A 17,625-nucleotide genomic window follows, 5' to 3' on the forward strand; every position below is an offset into this window, starting at 1 on the left:
GATCCTTACCTTGCAGCCGGCACCGCCGGCCGGATCTCGCGGCCACGGAACATCGACCAGGAATACATCGCGAGCGCTGTCCAGATCAGGCCAAAGGCAATCGCCTGGGTGGTGCCGAAAGGCTCGTCGAAGATCAGCACGGCGATCAGAAACACAATGGTCGGCGCGATGTACTGCATGATGCCGATGGTGGACAGCCGCAGCAGCCTCGCGCCGAACGCAAACAGCAGCAGCGGGATCGATGTGACCGGACCGCAGCCGATCAGCAATGCCGTATCGGTGCCACTGCTGGATACGATATGGTCCTGTTCGGTCGCGATTAGATAGACGATGTAGCCAAGTGCCGGCACCGACAGCAGAAGGACTTCGAGCAAAAATCCCTGGCTCGGTCCGATCGGCAACGTCTTGCGGAAGAAGGCGTAGGCGGCGAAGGAAAACGCCAGCGCCAGCGACACCCAGGGCAGCTTGCCGCCCTCGACGGTCAGCACCGTGACGGCGACGGCCGCCAGCACCACCGCCGCGATCTGCAGCCGGTCGAGCCGCTCGCCCAGCAGCAGCGCGCCGACGACGACGTTGACCAGTGGATTGATGTAGTAGCCGAGCGCTGTCTCGACAGTGCGGTCGACGGCAATCGCCCAGACATAGATGCCCCAGTTGACCGAAATCAGCGCCGCCGTCAGCGCGGCCATGGCGATGGTGCGCGGCGAACGCAGTGCCGCCTTGAAATCCGCCGTGCGGCCGGCCCAGATCAGAACGGCGGCGGCGATCGGCACCGACCAGACGATGCGATGGGCAATGACTTCGGCGAGCGGCAGATGAGCGACCGCCTTCATGTAGAAGGGCAGCAATCCCCACAAGAGATAGGCGCCGAGCGCCAGCAGAAAGCCGCGCCGGGCCTTGGAATCCGCGTCCAGGGTAATTGCTTCAGTGGCCATGGGCCAACGCTATGGCCCAGTCACCTTGGCAAGACCATCGCAAAGTTCTGATGGATCAATGGACTTTCGCTGATGGTTCAACCCTATTCGGCGGCCACCAGCCCGGCCATCTCGCGGTTCTTCATCAGCTTGTAGACGATGGAATCCATCAGCGCCTGGAACGAGGCGTCGATGATGTTTTCGGAAACGCCGACCGTCCACCAGCGCGCGCCGGTGCCGTCATGCGATTCGATCAGAACGCGGGTGATCGCCTCGGTGCCGCCATTGAGGATACGCACCTTGAAGTCGGCCAGCTCCATGTCCGCGATCTCGCCCTGGAACTTGCCGAGATCCTTGCGCAGCGCGATGTCGAGCGCGTTGACCGGACCATGCCCCTCGGCCACCGACATCTTCTCCTCGCCGTCGACCACCACCTTGACGATCGCTTCGGAGACCGTCTTCAGCTGGCCGTTGGCGTCGAAGCGGCGCTCGACCATGCAGCGGAACGAGGTGACGTTGAAGAACTCCGGCAGGCCGTGCAGCATCTTGCGCGCCAGGAGCTCGAAACTGGCATCGGCGCCTTCATAGGCATAGCCCTCGGCCTCGCGCTCCTTGACCACCGATATCAGCGCGTCGAGCCGGTGGTCGTCCTTCGGCACCTCGATGCCGCGTCGCCTCAGTTCGGCGAGGAAATTCGCCTTGCCGCCCTGATCCGAGACCATGACACGGCGGCGGTTGCCGACCGTTTCCGGAGGCACATGCTCATAGGTTGCCGGCTCCTTGGCCAGTGCGGAGGCATGGATTCCCGCCTTGGTGGCGAAGGCCGAAGCCCCGACATAGGGCGCCTGCGCCTCTGGCGCTCGGTTCAGGAGTTCGTCGAAGGCGCGCGACAGGCGCGAAATGCCGGTCAGCGCCTCAGCCGAAATACCGGTGTCGAAACGATCGGCGAAGGCCGGTTTCAGCGCCAGCGTCGGCACGATCGAGATCAAATTGGCGTTGCCGCAGCGCTCGCCGATCCCGTTGAGCGTGCCCTGGATCTGGCGCGCGCCGGCCTCGACAGCGGCGAGGGAATTCGCGACCGCCTGGCCGGTGTCGTCATGGGCATGGATGCCCAGATGATCGCCTGAAATACCCGACGAGATAACCTTCTCGACGATGGCGCGGACTTCCGACGGCTGCGTGCCGCCATTGGTGTCGCACAGCACCACCCAGCGCGCGCCGGCATCATAGGCGGTCCTGGCGCAGGCCAGCGCATAATCGGGATTGGCCTTGAAGCCATCGAAGAAGTGCTCGCAGTCGACCAATGCCTCCTTGCCGGCGGCGATCGCCGCCTCGACGGAGGCCTTGATGGCGTCGAGGTTCTCCTCATTGGTGCAGCCGAGCGCGACACGGACATGGTAGTCCCAGCTCTTGGCGACGAAGCAGATGGCATCCGACTTCGACTGCACAAGTGACGCAAGGCCGGGATCGTTGGATGCCGACACCCCTGCCCGCTTGGTCATGCCGAAGGCGACGAATTTGGCGCGCTCCGTGCGCTTCTCCTGGAAGAAGGCTGTGTCGGTCGGGTTGGCGCCGGGATAGCCGCCCTCGACATAGTCGAGGCCGAAAGCGTCGAGCAGTTTGGCGATGGCGATCTTGTCCTCGACGGAAAAGTCGATGCCCGGCGTCTGCTGGCCATCGCGCAATGTGGTGTCGAAGAGATAGAGGCGCTCGCGGGTCATGGTCATTTGCCTGCAAACTTGTCCGTCGCGCGGATCAGCCGATCGAGGATACCCGGCTCCGAATAAGCGTGACCGGCACCCTCGATCAGGTGGAAATCCGCCTTCGGCCAGGCCTTGTGCAGCGCCCAGGCATAGCGCGCCGGGCACGGCATGTCGTAGCGGCCATGGACGATGGTGCCGGGAATGTCGCTCAGTCTGTGCGCGTCGCGCAGCAACTGCCCTTCCTCAAGCCAGCCGGCATGGACGAAATAGTGGTTCTCGATGCGGGCAAAGGCGACAGCATAGTCGTCCTGCCCAAAAGGTCCGCTAGTCTCCGGCTCGGGCAACAGCGTGATCGTCTCGCCCTCCCACAGACTCCAGGCGCGGGCCGCCTCGATCTGCGCCTTGCGATCCGTGCCGACCAGCCGCTTGCGGTAGGCGGCCATCATGTCGCCGCGCTCGGCCTCCGGGATCGGTGCCAGGAAGCGCTCCCATTTGTCCGGGAACATTTCCGAGACGCCGAACTGGTAGTACCATTCGAGTTCCGCACGCGTCAGCGTGTAGATACCGCGCACCACCAGTTCGCTGACGCGTTCGGGGTGCGTCTCGGCATAGGCGAGCGCAAGCGTCGACCCCCAGGAGCCGCCGAACACCAGCCATTTGTCGAAGCCGGCCATTTCGCGCAGGCGTTCGATGTCGGCGACCAGGTGCCAGGTCGTATTGGCTTCGAGCGAGGCGTTGGGCGTCGATTTTCCGCAGCCGCGCTGGTCGAACAGGATGACATCGTAGAGCTTCGGGTCGAACAGCCGCCGGTGTTTTGGGGAAATGGTGCCGCCCGGCCCGCCATGCAGGAACACCGCCGGCTTGGCGCCCTTGGTGCCGGAACGCTCCCAGTAGACCTGATGGCCGTCGCCGACATCGAGCATGCCGGAATCGAACGCCTCGATCTCCGGATAGAGGGTACGCATTTGACTGCTCATAGTTGTAAACCTTTGGTCGGCCAGTCCGCTGTTTCATGGTCGGGGTGCTGGAAGGAGATGATGGATTCCTGCCTGTTATAGTAGTCGGGATCCTGGTGGACGGGCTGATCGAAGATCGTCTCCACCCAGGGCAGCCGCGCGGCGTAGTTGACCTGGATCTGCGGTGCCAGATCCGAGCGGTCATCGAAGGCGCCGATGGCGATTTCCAGTCCGCCGGGCTGCCGATATGTCAGCGGCGTGCCGCAGCGGGCGCAGAAACCGCGGTCGATGTTGACCGACGACTGGAAATAGCTCGGCTCTTCATGAGTCCATTCGACGCCGTCCCTGGGCACCGTGACCAGCGCTCCGAAGAACGAGCCGAACTGCTTCTGGCACATGCGGCAATGGCAGATCGAGGGACGGCCGAGCGCTCCATGAATGCGGAAGCGCACGGCGCCGCACTGGCAGCCGCCGGTTCTCACCTGATCGGTCATGATTTTTCCTTTGGCGGCCATTGTTCGGTGTCGTGGTCCGGGTGCTGGTAGGAAACGAGATCGGCCAGATAGGAGGCCGACGCCATGTCGGCCATGGTCTCCTCGCCCGGCAATTGCGGGATCGTATCGACATAGGGAAGTTTTGCCTCGGTGCCCCATTGGATCAACGGCACGATCTCCGCCGGATTGTCGAACGCACCAATGGCCAGACCAACGCCGTCCGGCGCGGTGAAGGTCAGCGGCGTGCCGCAATCGGCGCAAAAACCGCGATCGACATGGTTGGAGGAACGGAAGTATTTCGGCTCGCCGCGCGTCCAGTCGAGCCGGGCGCCACGCACCGAAACCAGCGGGGCGTAGAACGCGCCGAACGCCTTCTGGCACATGCGGCAATGGCAAACCGAAGCGTCGCCGAGTGCTCCTTCAACGCGAAAGCGCACCGCGCCGCACTGGCAGCCGCCGGTGTAGATCGGCCGGTTGTCGAGGCTCATCACTGATCACTCCGGCGCATGGCAGACGGCCTCGACATTGTTGCCGTCGGGATCGAAGACGAAGGCGGCGTAGTAGTCCGGATGATAGTGCGGGCGCAGACCCGGCCCGCCATTGTCCTTGCCGCCGGCGGCAAGTGCCGCGGCATGGAAGGCTTCGACCTCGGCGCGGCTGCGCGCGGTGAAGGCGACGTGCTGGTGATCCCTGGGCTTGTCCTTGCCGGTGCTCAGCCAGAACACCGGCCGGTCACGGCCATAGCCGCCGACCTTGGCACCGCCGGTATATTCCAGCGGCACCATATAGAGCAGCGTGGCCCCAAGCGGCGCCATCGCCTTGTCATAGAAAGCCTTCGAAGCATCGAAATCGGCAACGGTGATGCCAAGATGGTCGATCATCTTTTTACCTCCCAGGTGGTGACGCGTTCGCCGGTGACCGGATCCTTGCCGTCCTTCAACTGTACACCTTGCGCCAGCAGTTCGTCGCGGATGCGGTCGGCCTCGGCCCAGTTCTTGGCGGCGATGAATGCGAGACGCTTGGCGATTGCCTTGGCGACGTGGTCTTCATCAACCGTCGCCGACGCGACATCGAAGCCGAGGAACAGCAGCGACGCCTTCAGCGCAGCCGCCGCATCGTTGCCGTCCGCTGCCTCGCCAGCCAACTGGGTCAGGACCTGGAAGGCGGCATAGGTTGCGAGATCGTCCGACAAGGCATCGATGACCTGCACGGGCAGCAGTCCTGCGGCGGCCGGCGCAAGGTCGGCCGCCCGCTTCCATTTGCGCAGCGTGTTCTCGGCCTCTTCCAGCTTGCGCACGGAAAAGTCGATCGGTTCGCGATAGTGCGTCATCAGCATTGCCAACCGCAGCACCTCGCCCGGCCATTTGCGGCCGCCAAACGTCTCGGTCTCGAGCAGTTCGTTGATCGAATAGAAATTGCCGACGCTTTTCGACATTTTCTGACCTTCGACCTGCAGGAAGCCGTTGTGCATCCAGATGTTGGCCATCACGTCCGTGCCATGGGCGCAGCGCGACTGGGCGATCTCGTTCTCATGGTGCGGGAAGATCAGGTCGAGGCCGCCGCCATGGATGTCGAACACCTCGCCGAGATAGGCGGCCGACATTGCCGAGCATTCGATGTGCCAGCCCGGCCGACCCCTGCCCCATGGCGAGTTCCAGCCAGGCTCCTCCGGCGACGACAGCTTCCAAAGGACAAAATCGCCGGGATTTTTCTTGTGCGCGTCGACGGCGACGCGAGCACCAGCCTGCTGCTCGTCGAGATTGCGCTTCGACAGTTGGCCGTAGTCCGGCATCGACGCCGTGTCGAACAGGACTTCGCCCGCCGCAACATAGGCATGGCCGCGTTCGATCAGATTTTGAATCAACGTGATCATGTCGACCTTGCCGTCGGCGCGGGGCTCGACGAATTCGGTGGCGCGCGGTTCGACCGTCGGCTCCAGGCAGCCGAGAACCGCGACATCCCTGTGGAACTGGTCGGCGGTCTTTTCGGTGACCCGCCTGATCGCCTCGTTGAGCGAGAGCGTTCCGGAAGCGATCTCGGCGCCGAAATCACGCAGCGCGCGGGCGTTGATCTTGTCGTCGACGTCGGTGATGTTGCGCACATACGTGACGTGCGCCTCGCCATAGACTTGGCGCAGCAGGCGGAACAGCACGTCGAAGACGATCACCGGCCTCGCATTGCCGATATGAGCAAAGTCGTAGACGGTCGGGCCGCAGACATACATGCGCACATTGTCAGGATCGATCGGAACGAAATCCTCTTTCGTCCGCGTCAGCGTGTTGTAGAGGCGCAGGCTCTGCGATGCGTCGGACATTCGTGCCTTCCCGGTTCAGAACTCAATTTGACGAAGCCAGCCTTGCGAAACGCAAATCAGGCGCCAGCCTGCTGGCCGGGGCGTTTGTCCAATCTGGGGAAAGATGAGGCGAAAACGTCCGGACCAGCGCGAGGCTAGCCAATAATGCAAATGCCACAAATGGCGAAAGACGTTTTCATGGGCGGCTTTATCGCCTTGGCATGTGTTGCCGTCAAGTCGCAAGTTTCGGCAAAAACGTCGCTGGATCACAGGTAATGACCCAGTGAAACATTTTATTAAACATGTCGGCACAGTCATGAAACATTCGCCGGCTAGATCAGCAGGCGTCACGATTTGGTCAGAATCGGCCATCAAACGCAGACACGAAAATGTTACCTGGGAAGAGAGACATGCCCCGAACCAAGCAGGAAGCCAACCGCGCCAAGCAGCCGGCGCTGGCCAACCACTATCGCGCAATCGGCCCGGCCGCGATCGTCGCCGCCCTCCTCCACACCGCGAAGAAGAAGAAGCCGGTACAGAAGATCGTGTCGCCCCGCGCCGCCTGAAGTGGTGTGCGCCCTGCGCCAAGGGCGCCTGGCAAATGGCGCAGACATGCGCCGCTGAAGAACAGTTCAGCTAGAACAGCGTCATCTGACTGTCGTCCGCGCCGGGCTTCTGGCGCTTGACCTTCTCGGGCTCCGGCCCGATCTCGCCCCGCTCCTGAATTTCCGGCCCGGTGTTGGCGACCTTGTTGACGAGGTCGGAGACGGGAATGGCCTCGAAGAAATCGAGCTGAGCCGGCCGCAACAGATCGGCGACATCGCGTGGCTCGAGCGTGCGGCAATCCAGCCAACGGGCGAAATCCCTGGGATCGATCACCACAGGCATGCGGTCGTGGATATGCGCGATGTCGGCATTGGCGTTGATGGTCAGGATGGCGCCGGTGTCCATTTCCGAACCACCCGGCTCGGCATAGGTCTCGATCAGTCCGGCGAAGGCGACCAGCCCGCCATTCCTTGGGCGTATCCAGTAAGGCTGACCTTTCTTGCCGCCGGTTTGCCGCCATTCATAAAAGCCGGACGCTGGCACCAAAGCGCGGCGATGGCGCATGGCGGCCTTGAACGACGCCTTTTCGGCAGCCCCTTCGGAGCGCGCGTTGAACAGCAGCGGAAACTCGCGTGTATCCTTCACCCAGGTCGGGATCAGCCCCCAGCGCACCAGCATTGGCTGCCGGTCCGGCAGATTGGAGCCCGGCGCCCGCGGGGCGCCCGCGACCGCCATCAGGATCGGCTGGGTTGGTGCGATGTTGTAGCGCGCCGGGAAATCCTCCAGTTCCGCCAAGCCTAGCAAGGCGGTGGTCTGGTCCGGCGTCGCGGTCAAGGCAAAACGTCCGCACATTGTCGATTGGCGCCCTTCGAATGATCCAGCTTGAAAGTGGCGATGCAACCGGCGTTGCGCAACCGCTAAAGCTTGCCCATGCTGGGCGGTCCACAACAGACCTGCCTACACGCCGGATCGGGAACCCATGAACGAAGCGCGCAAGACACTTCCGGCAGTCTCGGTCGCCGTCGTGCGGGCAGACACCGTGCTTCTGGTCAAGCGAGCCCGGCAACCCTCGCAAGGGCTCTATGCCTTTCCGGGCGGCAAGATCGAACCCGGCGAGACGCTGGAGGCAGCGGCAGAGCGCGAACTTCAGGAAGAAACCGGTTTGCGCGCCACAAATTATCGCCCGCTGCGGGAAATCCACATCGACGGCCGGGATGACAGCCACCCGGTCGATTATCTTCTCACGGTCTTCGGCGCCGCCTATGCCGGCGGCGAGGCCGTAGCCAGCGACGATGCAGAGACGGCGGCCTTCTATACGCTCAGCGAGATGGCGGCATTGCCGCTCGCCGGCTCGGTGTTCGCCGTGGCCGAGGACTTGTTGGACCCGGACGGAGACGACGGGCCGAAGCCCTGAAACCGCCTTGCAGGCGACAAATTGTTTCGCCAAAAAGACTTATCCTGTTTGGCAGAGCCCCGCCGTTGGGTAGAGAAGGCTTATGAACCGTCCGTCCATGCTCCTCGCCGTGTGTCTTGCGGTCGGCGCGACCGTTTCGATACGGCCCGCGCTCAGCGCCGAATCGCCGTTCGAGCCTGGGTTGATGCGGCTGGCGGAGGTTCTGGGCTCGCTGCATTTCCTGCGCAATCTGTGCGGCGAGAAGGGCGACCAGTGGCGTGTCGAGATGACAAAACTGCTCGATTCGGAAAATCCGGACGCCGAGCGGCGCGCCCGCTTCATTGCCAGCTTCAATCGCGGCTACCGCTCCTTCGGCGGCACCTATACGCGGTGCACGCCCTCGGCGACCGAAGCCATCAGCCGTTACATGAAGGAAGGCGAGACGCTGTCGCGCGACATCGCCTCGCGTTACGGCAACTAGGCATTTGGCCGCTCATCAACAGCTATCCGGACCACTGCCGACGACGACTGAGATATCCGGCTTGCGCCCGGCGATATCTTGGTGCAATCCTCATGTTGCACTTCTGCAACAGTATTAACGAAACCTTACCGCGCGAAAGCGGAATTAACTCAAACTGAAGGTTTTCGCCCCGCAGGCCGCCCCAATCGGCTAAGTTTGACTCGAGCTGAACGCAGCTTCACACAAGGCAATCGGGCTTTGTAAAAGACGATCAAAAAAATGTCGTATTTACAAATACTTAATTGTCCCTGCGTGTGAAATGAACAGATCAGGCCTGATCCACATCGACGGATCGCTGCTTGAAAGGGTGGACATTCGCTTATGGAACATGGTGTCAACGACATCGACGCGCTGGTCAGGGAAGAAAAACGCCTGACCGCCGTGGAAAGCCACAGCGAGGCCTGGGCGGAAGGTCTCTCCGCCGGGATAGAGCCCGAGATCATTGCCGAAGCAGCACTCGAAACAGCCTTCGGCGAGATGTTGCGCGCCAATGGCGAGACCTCGGCCCTTGCCCTGCTCGACCGTATGCGTGAAAAGGTGATTGCTGGCGCCTTCGAACCTGAACGGCTGCGGCACTGAACCGACGTCCGGTTCTTTGACGGCAATATGCCGCTCGGGCGTCATGCCCGTAAGCAGGGAGTAACGGGCAGTGAGTTTTTCGATGTCAGGCAAGCCGCGTGGCTTGGTCCTTCGCATCTCTTTCGCCGCTTGCTCTGCCGCGATTCCCCTGGTTGTGTGTCTCGCGAGCAGCCCCGCCTATGCGCTGAGCGAAATCAAGCGCGAAGAGCTCCCCCCGACAGTCACGCCGCCGGCCCACGACGACATGTCGCCCCCCGGAAGCGCCGTGCCGATGCCCAACCCGGTCGGAACACCGCCGCCGGCCAGCCAACCGACTGCTCCTGCCGAAGCCGAGCCGGACAGTCCGGCGGATGGCGGCGTGACCAGACCGCGCGTCGATCCGGACACGCCGGTGCCTGAGGTCGTCTACGATCTCGGCAAGCTGCCGGAACCAGTGCGGCGCATGCATGATTTGATCGTCGAAGCCTGCAAGGGCGGCGATATCGAAAAGCTGCGGCCGTTGATCGGCACGGGCGAGAGCATGACACAGATATCGCTGACCGACATAGACGGCGACGCCATCGCCTTCCTCAAGGGCCTCTCCGGCGACCCAGACGGCCAAGAGATTCTGGCCATCCTGGAGGAGGTGCTTAATGCCGGCTACGTCCACCTCGATGCCGGTACGCCACAAGAACTCTATGTGTGGCCGTATTTCTTCGCCCTGCCGCTGGACAAGCTGGACGCCGAGCAGCGGGTCGAGCTGTTCAAGATCGTCACCGCCGGCGATTTCAATGACATGAAGCAGTTCGGCGCCTATATCTTCTACCGTGTCGGCATCACGCCTGCCGGACAGTGGTCGTTCTTCGTCGCCGGGGATTGAGCTTTCTGCCTCTGCCCTTGTAGAGATCCGGGAGCCTAGACGGGCAATGCCTCGGAAAACTCCACCGCTTTGCCCTGGCCTGGCGTGACGATTTCGCCCTCCCACATGACACGTCGGCCTCGAATGACGGTGCCGACCGGCCAACCCGTCACTTCCCTGCCATCATAAGGCGTCCAGCCGGCTTTCGAGCCGGCCTGCGCATTGGTGATTATCTCGCGTCGCATCATGTCGACGATGGTGAAGTCGGCGTCATAGCCGGCGGCGATGCGGCCTTTCCTGGCTATGCCGAAGATCCGCTGCGGGCCATGACTGGACAGGTCGACGAAGCGCTGCAAGGTTAGTCGGCCGGCGTTGACGTGGTCGAGCATGATCGGCACCAGCGTCTGCACGCCGGTCATTCCCGACGGCGAGGCCGGATAGGGCTTTGCCTTCTCGGCCAGCGTGTGCGGCGCGTGGTCGGAGCCGAGCACATCGACGATGCCTTGCGCAATGCCATGCCAGACGCCGTCGCGATGGCGCGCGGCGCGCACCGGTGGGTTCATCTGGATCAGCGTGCCAAGCCTGAGATAGTCGTCGGCGCTCAGCGTCAAATGATGCGGCGTTGCCTCGCAGGTCGCGACATCCTTGTGTTGTTCGAGGAACACAATTTCCTCGGCCGTCGAGATGTGCAGGACATGGATGCGGGCACGGGCATTTCGCGCGATGCGTACCAGCCGTTCGGTACAGCGCAAGGCGGCGATCTCGTCGCGCCAAACAGGGTGCGATGCCGGGTCGCCTTCGATGCGTTCGCCAAGGCGCTCGCGCAGCCGGAACTCGTCTTCCGAATGAAAGGCGGCACGGCGGCGCGTGTTTCTGAGGATCGACGCGACGCCCTCGTCATCCTCGACCAGCAGATCGCCAGTGGACGAGCCCATGAAAACCTTGATCCCGGCCGCACCCGGCAGCCGCTCGAGCTCGCCGACATCCCCGGCGTTCTCGCGGGTGCCCCCGACCCAGAAGGCAAAATCGCAATGCATGCGATCCGTGCCGCGCCGGACCTTGTCGGCAAGCGCTGCCTCGCTGGTGGTCAGCGGATTGGTGTTGGGCATCTCGAACACGGCAGTGACGCCGCCAAGCACGGCCGCGCGCGAACCCGTTTCCAAATCTTCCTTGTGCTCCAGCCCCGGCTCGCGAAAATGCACTTGGCTGTCAATGACGCCCGGCAGGATATGCAGGCCGCGGCAGTCGATCGTCTCGCCGGCCGAGGCCTGGCGGAGATCGCCGATGGCAGCGATGCGCCCGTACTTCACGCCGATGTCGCGAGCCCCTTCGCCGTCATGGTTGACCACTGTGCCGCCTGTCAGGATGAGGTCGTAGATCATGGCCATGCTCTCTTGCGGGGGGAGTGCCAGCGGCTTACGTAAAGGCCGACCATTTTGCAAGATCAGGTTGCTTTTCCGCCCATGCCCTTTGCCCAGCTCAAAGACCGCGCCCTCATTTCCGTATCAGGTCCGGATGCCGAGCATTTTTTGCAGAACATCCTGACCACCGATCTCGACATCCTGGCTCCCGGCGAAGCCAAGCCCGGTGCGCTGCTGACGCCGCAAGGCAAGATCCTGTTCGATTTCTTGATCTCCCGCACCGGCGAGAATGCATTCCGGCTGGAATGCCGGGCCGACATATCGGACGATTTCATACGCCGGCTGACGCTCTACAAACTGCGCGCCAAGGTCGAGATTGCCGAATCCGATCAGGCATTTGTCACCGTCGCATGGGGACATGAATCAACACCCTCACAATCTGATTCAACGGCGGCCGCCGACACACGCTTTCCGAAGGGTGCCGTCACGCATTCCTATGGTGAAACAGCAGAGCGCAGCGATCTTGCCGCATGGCATGCCTTCCGCATTGCCGGCGGCATTGCCGAAAGCGGCAGCGACTACCAACTCGGAGACGCCTTCCCTCACGATGTGCTGCTGGACGAAACCGGCGGCGTCGGCTTCAAGAAGGGCTGCTATGTCGGCCAGGAGGTCGTCTCGCGCATGCAGCATCGCGGCACGGCCAGGCGGCGCGTGCTGATTGCCTCGGCCGACAGGCCCCTACCCGTGCCCGGCACCGAACTGACCGTCGCAGGCAGGCCGGTTGGCACGCTCGGCTCGACCGCCGGCACGGCCGGTCTGGCCATTGCGCGCATCGACCGGGTCAAGGCGGCGCTCGACGCCGGCCAGCCGATCATGGCCGGGGACGTTCCGGTTACGCTGGCCATTCCCGGTTGGGCAAAATTCGCCTTCCCGCAGGAAGCCGTCAGCGCGGAGGAGGCCTGATGGCGGCCGACCGCGTCGGCGCGCCGGCACGCGCCTGGCAGCGCATGCTGTCGGGCCGCCGGCTCGACCTGCTCGACCCCTCGCCGCTCGACATCGAGATTTCGGACATTGCGCACGGGCTCGCCCGCGTTGCCCGCTGGAACGGCCAGACCAGCGGCGAGCATGCCTTTTCGGTTGCCCAGCACTCGCTGCTGGTCGAAGCGCTGTTCCGCGACCTGGTGCCCGAGGCTTCGGCCGACGCCCGGTTGGCGGCCCTGCTGCACGACGCCCCCGAATATGTCATCGGCGACATGATCTCGCCGTTCAAATCGGTGATGGGCGGCAGCTACAAGGACTGTGAGTTGCGGTTGCAGCGCGCCATCCATCTGCGTTTCTCGCTGCCGCCTGAACCAGTTGCCGCGCTGCGCAAGGAGATCAAGCGCGCCGACCAGATCGCCGCCTATTTCGAGGCAACGCTGCTCGCCGGTTTTTCGACCGCCGAGGCGACCGAGTTCTTCGGCCGTCCGCGCGGTTTCAATGCCGACCGCTTCGATTTCACGCCACGCTCGGTAACCTGGGCGCAGAACGCGTTTCTGAAACGGTTTTCGGCGATCGAGACGTCGCGGCATCAGCTTTCGGCGACCGCAATCGGCTAAGAACGCTAAATTAACCGGCGGCGGCCACAGTACCGCGTTCGATTACGGTTCGCAGGCGCGCTCATGCCCGTCGCTGATGCCAAGGATGGTTCGGCTGTCCCGAAACGGGAGGCCGAAGGTATGGACCGCTCCCGCCACATGGAAGACGAGCTGCGGGAGCAGAACCAACGCTTTTCGGCTGCGGTCGAGAACATGTCGCATGGCCTGTGCATGTTCGACGCCGACGAGCGGATGATCATCTGCAACGGCAATTACCTAAACATCTTTTGCCTCGACGCCAAGGTGATACGTCCCGGCATCCGGTTCCTCGACATTCTGCGCCACAGCGTCGACATCGGCGTCGCCTCGCAAACCGCCGACGAACTCTACGCCATCCGCAAGCCCTATATCGACCAGGCGAAACCCTCGACCTACGAGGAGATGCTGTCGGATGGCCGCATCGTCAGCATCTCGCACCGCCCTCTGGCTCTGGGCGGCTGGGTCTCGATCTATGAAGACATCACCGAGCAGCGCCGCGCGCAAGAGGATCTCAAGGAGCAGCACCGCCGCTTCGACGCAGCGCTCGCCAACATGTCGCAAGGCCTGCTGATGTATGACGCCGACGGCAAGATGATCGTGCGCAACGGGCGTTTTCTAGAACTCTACAACGTCACCGCGGCGGACTTCCCGCTTGGAACGACGCACCGCGACGCGCTCGAACGATTGCTGGAACTCGGCATCTATCGGAAGATCGATGTCGATAGCGAAGTCGCCAAGACCGAGGCCTGCCTGGTGGCGAAAAAAATGCATTCGGCCTATCGGCATCTTACCGACGGCAGGACGGTTCTGGTTACCCGCCAGCCGATGAGCGGCGGCGGTTGGGTGGCGACCTTCGACGATGTTACGGAGCGCCGCCGTACCGAAGAGCGCATGACCCATCTTGCGCATCACGATATGCTGACCGGATTGCCCAACCGCTCGATGTTTCGCGAACGGCTCGACATTGCGCTGGAGGACACGGCGGCCACGCCGCTGGCGATCTTCTCGCTCGATCTCGATCGCTTCAAGGCGGTCAACGACACCTGGGGACATCCGGCCGGCGACTGGCTGCTGAAGAGCGTGGCCGAGCGGCTGCAGCGCTGCCTGCATAATGAAAACGACGTCGTCGCCCGCTTCGGCGGCGACGAATTCGTCATCATCCAGTTCAATTTCAAGGGCATTGCCAGTGCTGAAAAACTCGCGAAGCGCATCGTCGAGACAATCGGAAAACCGTTCCGCGACAAGAGCCGCGAGATGCATATCGGCATCAGCCTGGGCATCGCGGTTTTCCCCGACGACGGCGGAGATGCCGACACGCTGCTGAGGAACGCCGATACAGCGCTTTACCGGGCGAAGAGCGAAGGGCGCAATCTGTATCGCTTCTTCGAACCCGGAATGGACGCAATGGTACAGGCACGGCGTGCGCTGGAGGTCGACCTTGAGACCGCGCTGCCGCGCCAGGAATTCGACCTCGATTTCCAACCCATCATGAACATCGCCTCCGGCGAGATCGTCGGCGCGGAAGCCTTGATGCGCTGGCATTCCGCAGAACGCGGCATGGTGGCGCCGGACAGCTTCATTCCGGTCGCCGAAGAAACCGGATTGATCGTGCCGCTTGGAGAGTGGGCGCTGAGGAAAGCCTGCACGGCGGCGGCACGCTGGCCCGCCGGCCTGCGCGTCGCGGTCAATGTCTCGGCCGTGCAACTCAAAAGCGGCAGCTTCGCCCGCAGCGTCATCTCGGCGCTGGCTTTCTCCGGCGTGCCAGCCGGTCGATTGGAACTGGAGATCACCGAAACCGTCCTTATGGACGAAAGCGCGGCGGTGCAAAGGACGCTGCGGCAGTTGCGCGAACTCGGCATCCGCATCGCGCTGGACGATTTCGGCACCGGCTATTCGTCGCTCGGCTACCTCAGGCGTTTTCCTGTCGACAAGATCAAGATCGACCGTTCGTTCATCCACGACCTGGGCAATCGCGACACCGCGGCGATCGTTCGCACCGTCATTGGGCTGGGCGCCGAGCTTGGCATTACTGTCACCGCCGAGGGGGTCGAGACCGAGGTGCAACTCGACATCCTGCGCGGCAATGGCTGTACCGAGGCGCAGGGCTTTCTGATCGGCGCGCCGTCAACGGCGGCCGAGATCCAGCGTCTATTGAGATCCCGGGCGCCGCACAGCCAGACCGGCTGAGGCCGGACATCGTCAATGCAGCGTCTCGATGTACTTTTCGTGGAAGCTGACATAGCCGGGCTCGACCACCTTGAGATGCCGCTCGATCAGCGCATGAAACCGCGGCAGTTGATGAAACGGCACGCCGGGATAGGCATGATGCTCGGCATGGAACGGCATGTTCCACGCCAGCTTGCGGACCAGCCAGTTGGTCAACGTGGTCCTGGTGTTCTCCAGCATGTTGGCGACGAACGGACAGCGACCATGCTCGGCCAGCAGATAGAGGCGCAGAAACGGCTGCCCCAACAAAGCGGGCAATATCCAGACATAGACAAGCACCGAGAGCCGGAAATAAACGGCCAGCAGAAGGACCACGGCGTAAAAGGCCATCATGGCGCGTGCCTCGATGCGCACCTTGTCATAGCCCTTCGGCGGAACGTAGCTTTCGCGAGCACGGTCCGCCGCGTTGGCATAAAGCGTCTTGAGGTGGCCCCACCATAACGGGATACCGGAGACATGGACGAGGTATTGCCGCCATGTCTCCGGCTTGGGGAACGCCAGTTCAGGGTCGTTCTCCGGGTCTTGCGTGTATCGATGGTGGGCGAAGTGGAAGTAGCGGAACCAGTCCGCCGGGAGCGCGATCGCCAGGCTGCACACCCGCGCCACGAAATCGTTCAGCCGCTGTGCCTCAAAAGCCGTGCGATGAACCGCCTCATGCAGCAGCGTGAACAGGAAGACGATGAGGATACCTTGCGGCAGCATCAGCAGTGGCCAGAACGGCACCTTGGCGGCGATCAGCGATCCGACGATCACGATCGCACCCCAGTGAGCGGCAAGCTGAACGAGGCCCGCGACATCCGACTTGGCGGTCAGGCGGTTGCGCTCTTCCTGCGTCAACGATGAAATCACGTCGCGATGATCCATGGTTTTGATCCAGACTGGGATTTGATGAACCCACTGTAGCGCATGAAAAATCTTTCCAAAAACGACGACTTCTGCAATTTAGATAAGCTGATCTTATCTGTTTGGTGACCATGGCCGTACTCCCCTCCCTCAAAGGACTTCAGGCCTTCGAGGCCGCCGCCCGTACAGGCAGCTTTGCGGGGGCGGCGGAAGAACTTTCTGTATCGGCCGCCGCCGTGAGCCAACTCATCCGCACCGTCGAGGAGCAGATGGGCCGCAAGCTGTTCCATCGCGTCAACCGGCGCGCCGTCCTCACCGAGGCCGGCGTCGAGATGCTGCCCAGGCTGACCATGGCCTTCCAGGAGATCGGCAGCGTCGCGCGCCAATCGGGCGGCGATGCGTTCCGCCCGCGCCTTGTGGTCTCGGTGCCGCCATCCATGGCCATGGGTTGGCTTTCGCAGCGTCTCGCCGGTTTTGTCTCGAGCCATGGCGCCGTCGACATATCGCTCAGAGGCGACGACGACCCGGTGCCGTTCGACCGTGAGCTGATCGACATCAGGCTCTCCTATGGGCCGCATTATCGCGAGCACCCGACCGAGGATATCGTCCAGGACGCGGTCTATCCCGTGTGTGCACCCGGGCTGGCCGGCATGATCAAACCTGAAGGCCTCGCCAGCCTGTCGCTCATCCACACCGGCTGGGGACCAACCGGTGCGTCCTTTCCGTCCTGGCACAACTGGTTCGAGGCGGCCGGCATCGAACCGGGCCGGGCGGCGCAGCGCGGCCTCTCGGCCAACTCGTCGCGCGTAGCACTCAACCTTGCCATTTCGGGATTGGGCGTGGCGCTGGCGCAAGGGATCTACTGTGCCGAGGCGCTGGAAGACGGCCGGCTTGTCAGGCCCCTCGCCCAGGCACTGGAGCTGCGCCAGCCCTACTGCCTGACGATCCCGGAGCGCAGCGCCAGGCGCGATGTCGTGGCGGCGTTTCGCCAGTGGCTGATCGACGAATGCCGGCGCGCGGTCGGCTCGCCGGCATTGCGTTGACGTGACACGCGGCGAAGATCAGAGGTGCCCGCTCAATGCCTCAGCCATGTCCTTGTTTGTCGCCACGGGGATGATCTCGAATTCCACCAGATCCGCCCATTCGATGACCCAGCGCTGCAGCAGCGTGACGTCATCGGCCTCCACCAGCAGGAAGCAGCGGCTCATGTCCGCCGCGATCCAGCTGTGGTGCACGAGAAGCTCGTCCGGCTTCAGGCGGCCGCGGTCGCGAAAGCGGCGGTAGATCTCCTTGCGATCACAGCCTGTGAAATCCTCGATCACGATAAACTGCATGTTCTACCC

20 protein-coding genes are annotated in these 17,625 nt (G+C 63.0%); 9 read left to right on the top strand and 11 right to left on the bottom strand.

Annotated features, from left to right (window positions below):
- Positions 1–5 precede the first annotated feature (5 nt).
- The 7 genes from rarD to cysS all read right to left on the bottom strand — a co-directional run bounded on the left by rarD (position 6) and on the right by cysS (position 6,381).
- Positions 6–935 carry an EamA family transporter RarD gene (rarD, locus tag MESCI2_RS0119305; protein ID WP_027038007.1) on the bottom strand — a complete coding sequence of 310 codons (930 nt, stop codon included), beginning with the start codon at positions 933–935 and terminating at the stop codon, positions 6–8.
- Positions 936–1,018: 83 nt separating this feature from the next.
- Positions 1,019–2,641 (bottom strand): citramalate synthase, encoded by a 1,623-nt coding sequence (cimA, locus tag MESCI2_RS0119310; RefSeq protein WP_197031571.1) that lies wholly within the window; start codon positions 2,639–2,641, stop codon positions 1,019–1,021.
- Entirely contained in the window at positions 2,638–3,594 is a 957-nt protein-coding gene (gene pip / locus MESCI2_RS0119315) for a prolyl aminopeptidase (RefSeq protein ID WP_027038009.1), read from the bottom strand. Before pip ends, cimA begins: the two co-directional genes overlap by 4 nt.
- Positions 3,591–4,067 (bottom strand): GFA family protein, encoded by a 477-nt coding sequence (locus tag MESCI2_RS0119320; RefSeq protein WP_027038010.1) that lies wholly within the window; start codon positions 4,065–4,067, stop codon positions 3,591–3,593. The genes pip and MESCI2_RS0119320 overlap by 4 nt, the downstream gene beginning before the upstream one ends.
- Positions 4,064–4,555: a GFA family protein gene (locus MESCI2_RS0119325; protein ID WP_027038011.1), complete on the bottom strand. Its 492-nt coding sequence runs from the start codon at positions 4,553–4,555 to the stop codon at positions 4,064–4,066. Before MESCI2_RS0119325 ends, MESCI2_RS0119320 begins: the two co-directional genes overlap by 4 nt.
- 6 nt (positions 4,556–4,561) lie before the next feature.
- Positions 4,562–4,948 carry a VOC family protein gene (locus MESCI2_RS0119330; protein ID WP_027038012.1) on the bottom strand — a complete coding sequence of 129 codons (387 nt, stop codon included), beginning with the start codon at positions 4,946–4,948 and terminating at the stop codon, positions 4,562–4,564.
- The gene (gene cysS, locus MESCI2_RS0119335; protein ID WP_027038013.1) at positions 4,945–6,381 is read right to left on the bottom strand and encodes a cysteine--tRNA ligase; all 1,437 of its coding nucleotides are present in this window, start codon (positions 6,379–6,381) and stop codon (positions 4,945–4,947) included. Before cysS ends, MESCI2_RS0119330 begins: the two co-directional genes overlap by 4 nt.
- Before the next feature lie 389 nt (positions 6,382–6,770).
- Between cysS and MESCI2_RS1000000137035 the strand changes: the two genes are divergently transcribed.
- Positions 6,771–6,926, top strand: a complete 156-nt coding sequence (locus tag MESCI2_RS1000000137035; RefSeq protein WP_081738801.1) for a hypothetical protein — start codon at positions 6,771–6,773, stop codon at positions 6,924–6,926.
- Positions 6,927–6,996: 70 nt separating this feature from the next.
- On the opposite strand, the gene MESCI2_RS0119345 is transcribed toward MESCI2_RS1000000137035, so the two are convergent.
- Positions 6,997–7,758 (bottom strand): SOS response-associated peptidase, encoded by a 762-nt coding sequence (locus MESCI2_RS0119345; RefSeq protein ID WP_027038014.1) that lies wholly within the window; start codon positions 7,756–7,758, stop codon positions 6,997–6,999.
- A 127-nt stretch (positions 7,759–7,885) separates the two neighbouring features.
- On the opposite strand from MESCI2_RS0119345, the gene MESCI2_RS0119350 reads away from it, so the two are divergent.
- From MESCI2_RS0119350 to MESCI2_RS0119365, 4 genes are all read left to right on the top strand, one after another.
- Positions 7,886–8,320 (top strand): NUDIX hydrolase, encoded by a 435-nt coding sequence (locus MESCI2_RS0119350; protein ID WP_027038015.1) that lies wholly within the window; start codon positions 7,886–7,888, stop codon positions 8,318–8,320.
- A gap of 82 nt (positions 8,321–8,402) precedes the next feature.
- Complete coding sequence (locus MESCI2_RS0119355; RefSeq protein WP_013532565.1) at positions 8,403–8,780, top strand: TIGR02301 family protein; 378 nt, start codon at positions 8,403–8,405, stop codon at positions 8,778–8,780.
- A gap of 360 nt (positions 8,781–9,140) precedes the next feature.
- Positions 9,141–9,398 (top strand): hypothetical protein, encoded by a 258-nt coding sequence (locus MESCI2_RS0119360; protein WP_008874920.1) that lies wholly within the window; start codon positions 9,141–9,143, stop codon positions 9,396–9,398.
- Between the two features lie 70 nt (positions 9,399–9,468).
- Positions 9,469–10,257 (top strand): hypothetical protein, encoded by a 789-nt coding sequence (locus MESCI2_RS0119365; RefSeq protein WP_027038016.1) that lies wholly within the window; start codon positions 9,469–9,471, stop codon positions 10,255–10,257.
- Between the two features lie 35 nt (positions 10,258–10,292).
- Here the strand turns inward: MESCI2_RS0119365 and MESCI2_RS0119370 are convergent, their stop codons facing one another.
- Positions 10,293–11,624, bottom strand: coding sequence for a dihydroorotase (locus tag MESCI2_RS0119370; protein ID WP_027038017.1), 1,332 nt, complete (start codon positions 11,622–11,624; stop codon positions 10,293–10,295).
- A gap of 75 nt (positions 11,625–11,699) precedes the next feature.
- On the opposite strand from MESCI2_RS0119370, the gene MESCI2_RS0119375 reads away from it, so the two are divergent.
- The 3 genes from MESCI2_RS0119375 (at position 11,700) to MESCI2_RS0119385 (ending at position 15,400) form a co-directional block, all read left to right on the top strand.
- Entirely contained in the window at positions 11,700–12,560 is an 861-nt protein-coding gene (locus tag MESCI2_RS0119375; RefSeq protein ID WP_027038018.1) for a YgfZ/GcvT domain-containing protein, read from the top strand.
- Positions 12,560–13,195 carry an HD family hydrolase gene (locus MESCI2_RS0119380; RefSeq protein ID WP_027038019.1) on the top strand — a complete coding sequence of 212 codons (636 nt, stop codon included), beginning with the start codon at positions 12,560–12,562 and terminating at the stop codon, positions 13,193–13,195. The genes MESCI2_RS0119375 and MESCI2_RS0119380 overlap by 1 nt, the downstream gene beginning before the upstream one ends.
- 63 nt (positions 13,196–13,258) lie before the next feature.
- Positions 13,259–15,400 (top strand): putative bifunctional diguanylate cyclase/phosphodiesterase, encoded by a 2,142-nt coding sequence (locus tag MESCI2_RS0119385; RefSeq protein ID WP_027038020.1) that lies wholly within the window; start codon positions 13,259–13,261, stop codon positions 15,398–15,400.
- 12 nt (positions 15,401–15,412) lie between these two features.
- On the opposite strand, the gene MESCI2_RS0119390 is transcribed toward MESCI2_RS0119385, so the two are convergent.
- Complete coding sequence (locus MESCI2_RS0119390) at positions 15,413–16,303, bottom strand: fatty acid desaturase family protein (protein ID WP_027038021.1); 891 nt, start codon at positions 16,301–16,303, stop codon at positions 15,413–15,415.
- Between the two features lie 110 nt (positions 16,304–16,413).
- On the opposite strand from MESCI2_RS0119390, the gene MESCI2_RS0119395 reads away from it, so the two are divergent.
- Complete coding sequence (locus MESCI2_RS0119395) at positions 16,414–17,325, top strand: LysR substrate-binding domain-containing protein (RefSeq protein ID WP_027038022.1); 912 nt, start codon at positions 16,414–16,416, stop codon at positions 17,323–17,325.
- Positions 17,326–17,343: 18 nt separating this feature from the next.
- On the opposite strand, the gene MESCI2_RS0119400 is transcribed toward MESCI2_RS0119395, so the two are convergent.
- Positions 17,344–17,604: a DUF3303 domain-containing protein gene (locus MESCI2_RS0119400; RefSeq protein WP_244514281.1), complete on the bottom strand. Its 261-nt coding sequence runs from the start codon at positions 17,602–17,604 to the stop codon at positions 17,344–17,346.
- Positions 17,605–17,625: the final 21 nt, after the last annotated feature.

This window comes from Mesorhizobium ciceri WSM4083 (assembly GCF_000519305.1).
Lineage (GTDB): Bacteria > Pseudomonadota > Alphaproteobacteria > Rhizobiales > Rhizobiaceae > Mesorhizobium > Mesorhizobium ciceri_B.

What these genes read in the sequence shown, in the direction of transcription:
- rarD (WP_027038007.1), bottom strand. Translation starts at nt 935, where the DNA reads ATGGCCACTGAAGCAATTACCCTGGACGCGGATTCCAAGGCCCGGCGC.
- cimA (WP_197031571.1), bottom strand. Translation starts at nt 2,641, where the DNA reads ATGACCATGACCCGCGAGCGCCTCTATCTCTTCGACACCACATTGCGC.
- pip (WP_027038009.1), bottom strand. Translation starts at nt 3,594, where the DNA reads ATGAGCAGTCAAATGCGTACCCTCTATCCGGAGATCGAGGCGTTCGAT.
- MESCI2_RS0119320 (WP_027038010.1), bottom strand. Translation starts at nt 4,067, where the DNA reads ATGACCGATCAGGTGAGAACCGGCGGCTGCCAGTGCGGCGCCGTGCGC.
- MESCI2_RS0119325 (WP_027038011.1), bottom strand. Translation starts at nt 4,555, where the DNA reads ATGAGCCTCGACAACCGGCCGATCTACACCGGCGGCTGCCAGTGCGGC.
- MESCI2_RS0119330 (WP_027038012.1), bottom strand. Translation starts at nt 4,948, where the DNA reads ATGATCGACCATCTTGGCATCACCGTTGCCGATTTCGATGCTTCGAAG.
- cysS (WP_027038013.1), bottom strand. Translation starts at nt 6,381, where the DNA reads ATGTCCGACGCATCGCAGAGCCTGCGCCTCTACAACACGCTGACGCGG.
- MESCI2_RS1000000137035 (WP_081738801.1), top strand. Translation starts at nt 6,771, where the DNA reads ATGCCCCGAACCAAGCAGGAAGCCAACCGCGCCAAGCAGCCGGCGCTG.
- MESCI2_RS0119345 (WP_027038014.1), bottom strand. Translation starts at nt 7,758, where the DNA reads ATGTGCGGACGTTTTGCCTTGACCGCGACGCCGGACCAGACCACCGCC.
- MESCI2_RS0119350 (WP_027038015.1), top strand. Translation starts at nt 7,886, where the DNA reads ATGAACGAAGCGCGCAAGACACTTCCGGCAGTCTCGGTCGCCGTCGTG.
- MESCI2_RS0119355 (WP_013532565.1), top strand. Translation starts at nt 8,403, where the DNA reads ATGAACCGTCCGTCCATGCTCCTCGCCGTGTGTCTTGCGGTCGGCGCG.
- MESCI2_RS0119360 (WP_008874920.1), top strand. Translation starts at nt 9,141, where the DNA reads ATGGAACATGGTGTCAACGACATCGACGCGCTGGTCAGGGAAGAAAAA.
- MESCI2_RS0119370 (WP_027038017.1), bottom strand. Translation starts at nt 11,624, where the DNA reads ATGGCCATGATCTACGACCTCATCCTGACAGGCGGCACAGTGGTCAAC.
- MESCI2_RS0119375 (WP_027038018.1), top strand. Translation starts at nt 11,700, where the DNA reads ATGCCCTTTGCCCAGCTCAAAGACCGCGCCCTCATTTCCGTATCAGGT.
- MESCI2_RS0119380 (WP_027038019.1), top strand. Translation starts at nt 12,560, where the DNA reads ATGGCGGCCGACCGCGTCGGCGCGCCGGCACGCGCCTGGCAGCGCATG.
- MESCI2_RS0119385 (WP_027038020.1), top strand. Translation starts at nt 13,259, where the DNA reads ATGCCCGTCGCTGATGCCAAGGATGGTTCGGCTGTCCCGAAACGGGAG.
- MESCI2_RS0119390 (WP_027038021.1), bottom strand. Translation starts at nt 16,303, where the DNA reads ATGGATCATCGCGACGTGATTTCATCGTTGACGCAGGAAGAGCGCAAC.
- MESCI2_RS0119395 (WP_027038022.1), top strand. Translation starts at nt 16,414, where the DNA reads ATGGCCGTACTCCCCTCCCTCAAAGGACTTCAGGCCTTCGAGGCCGCC.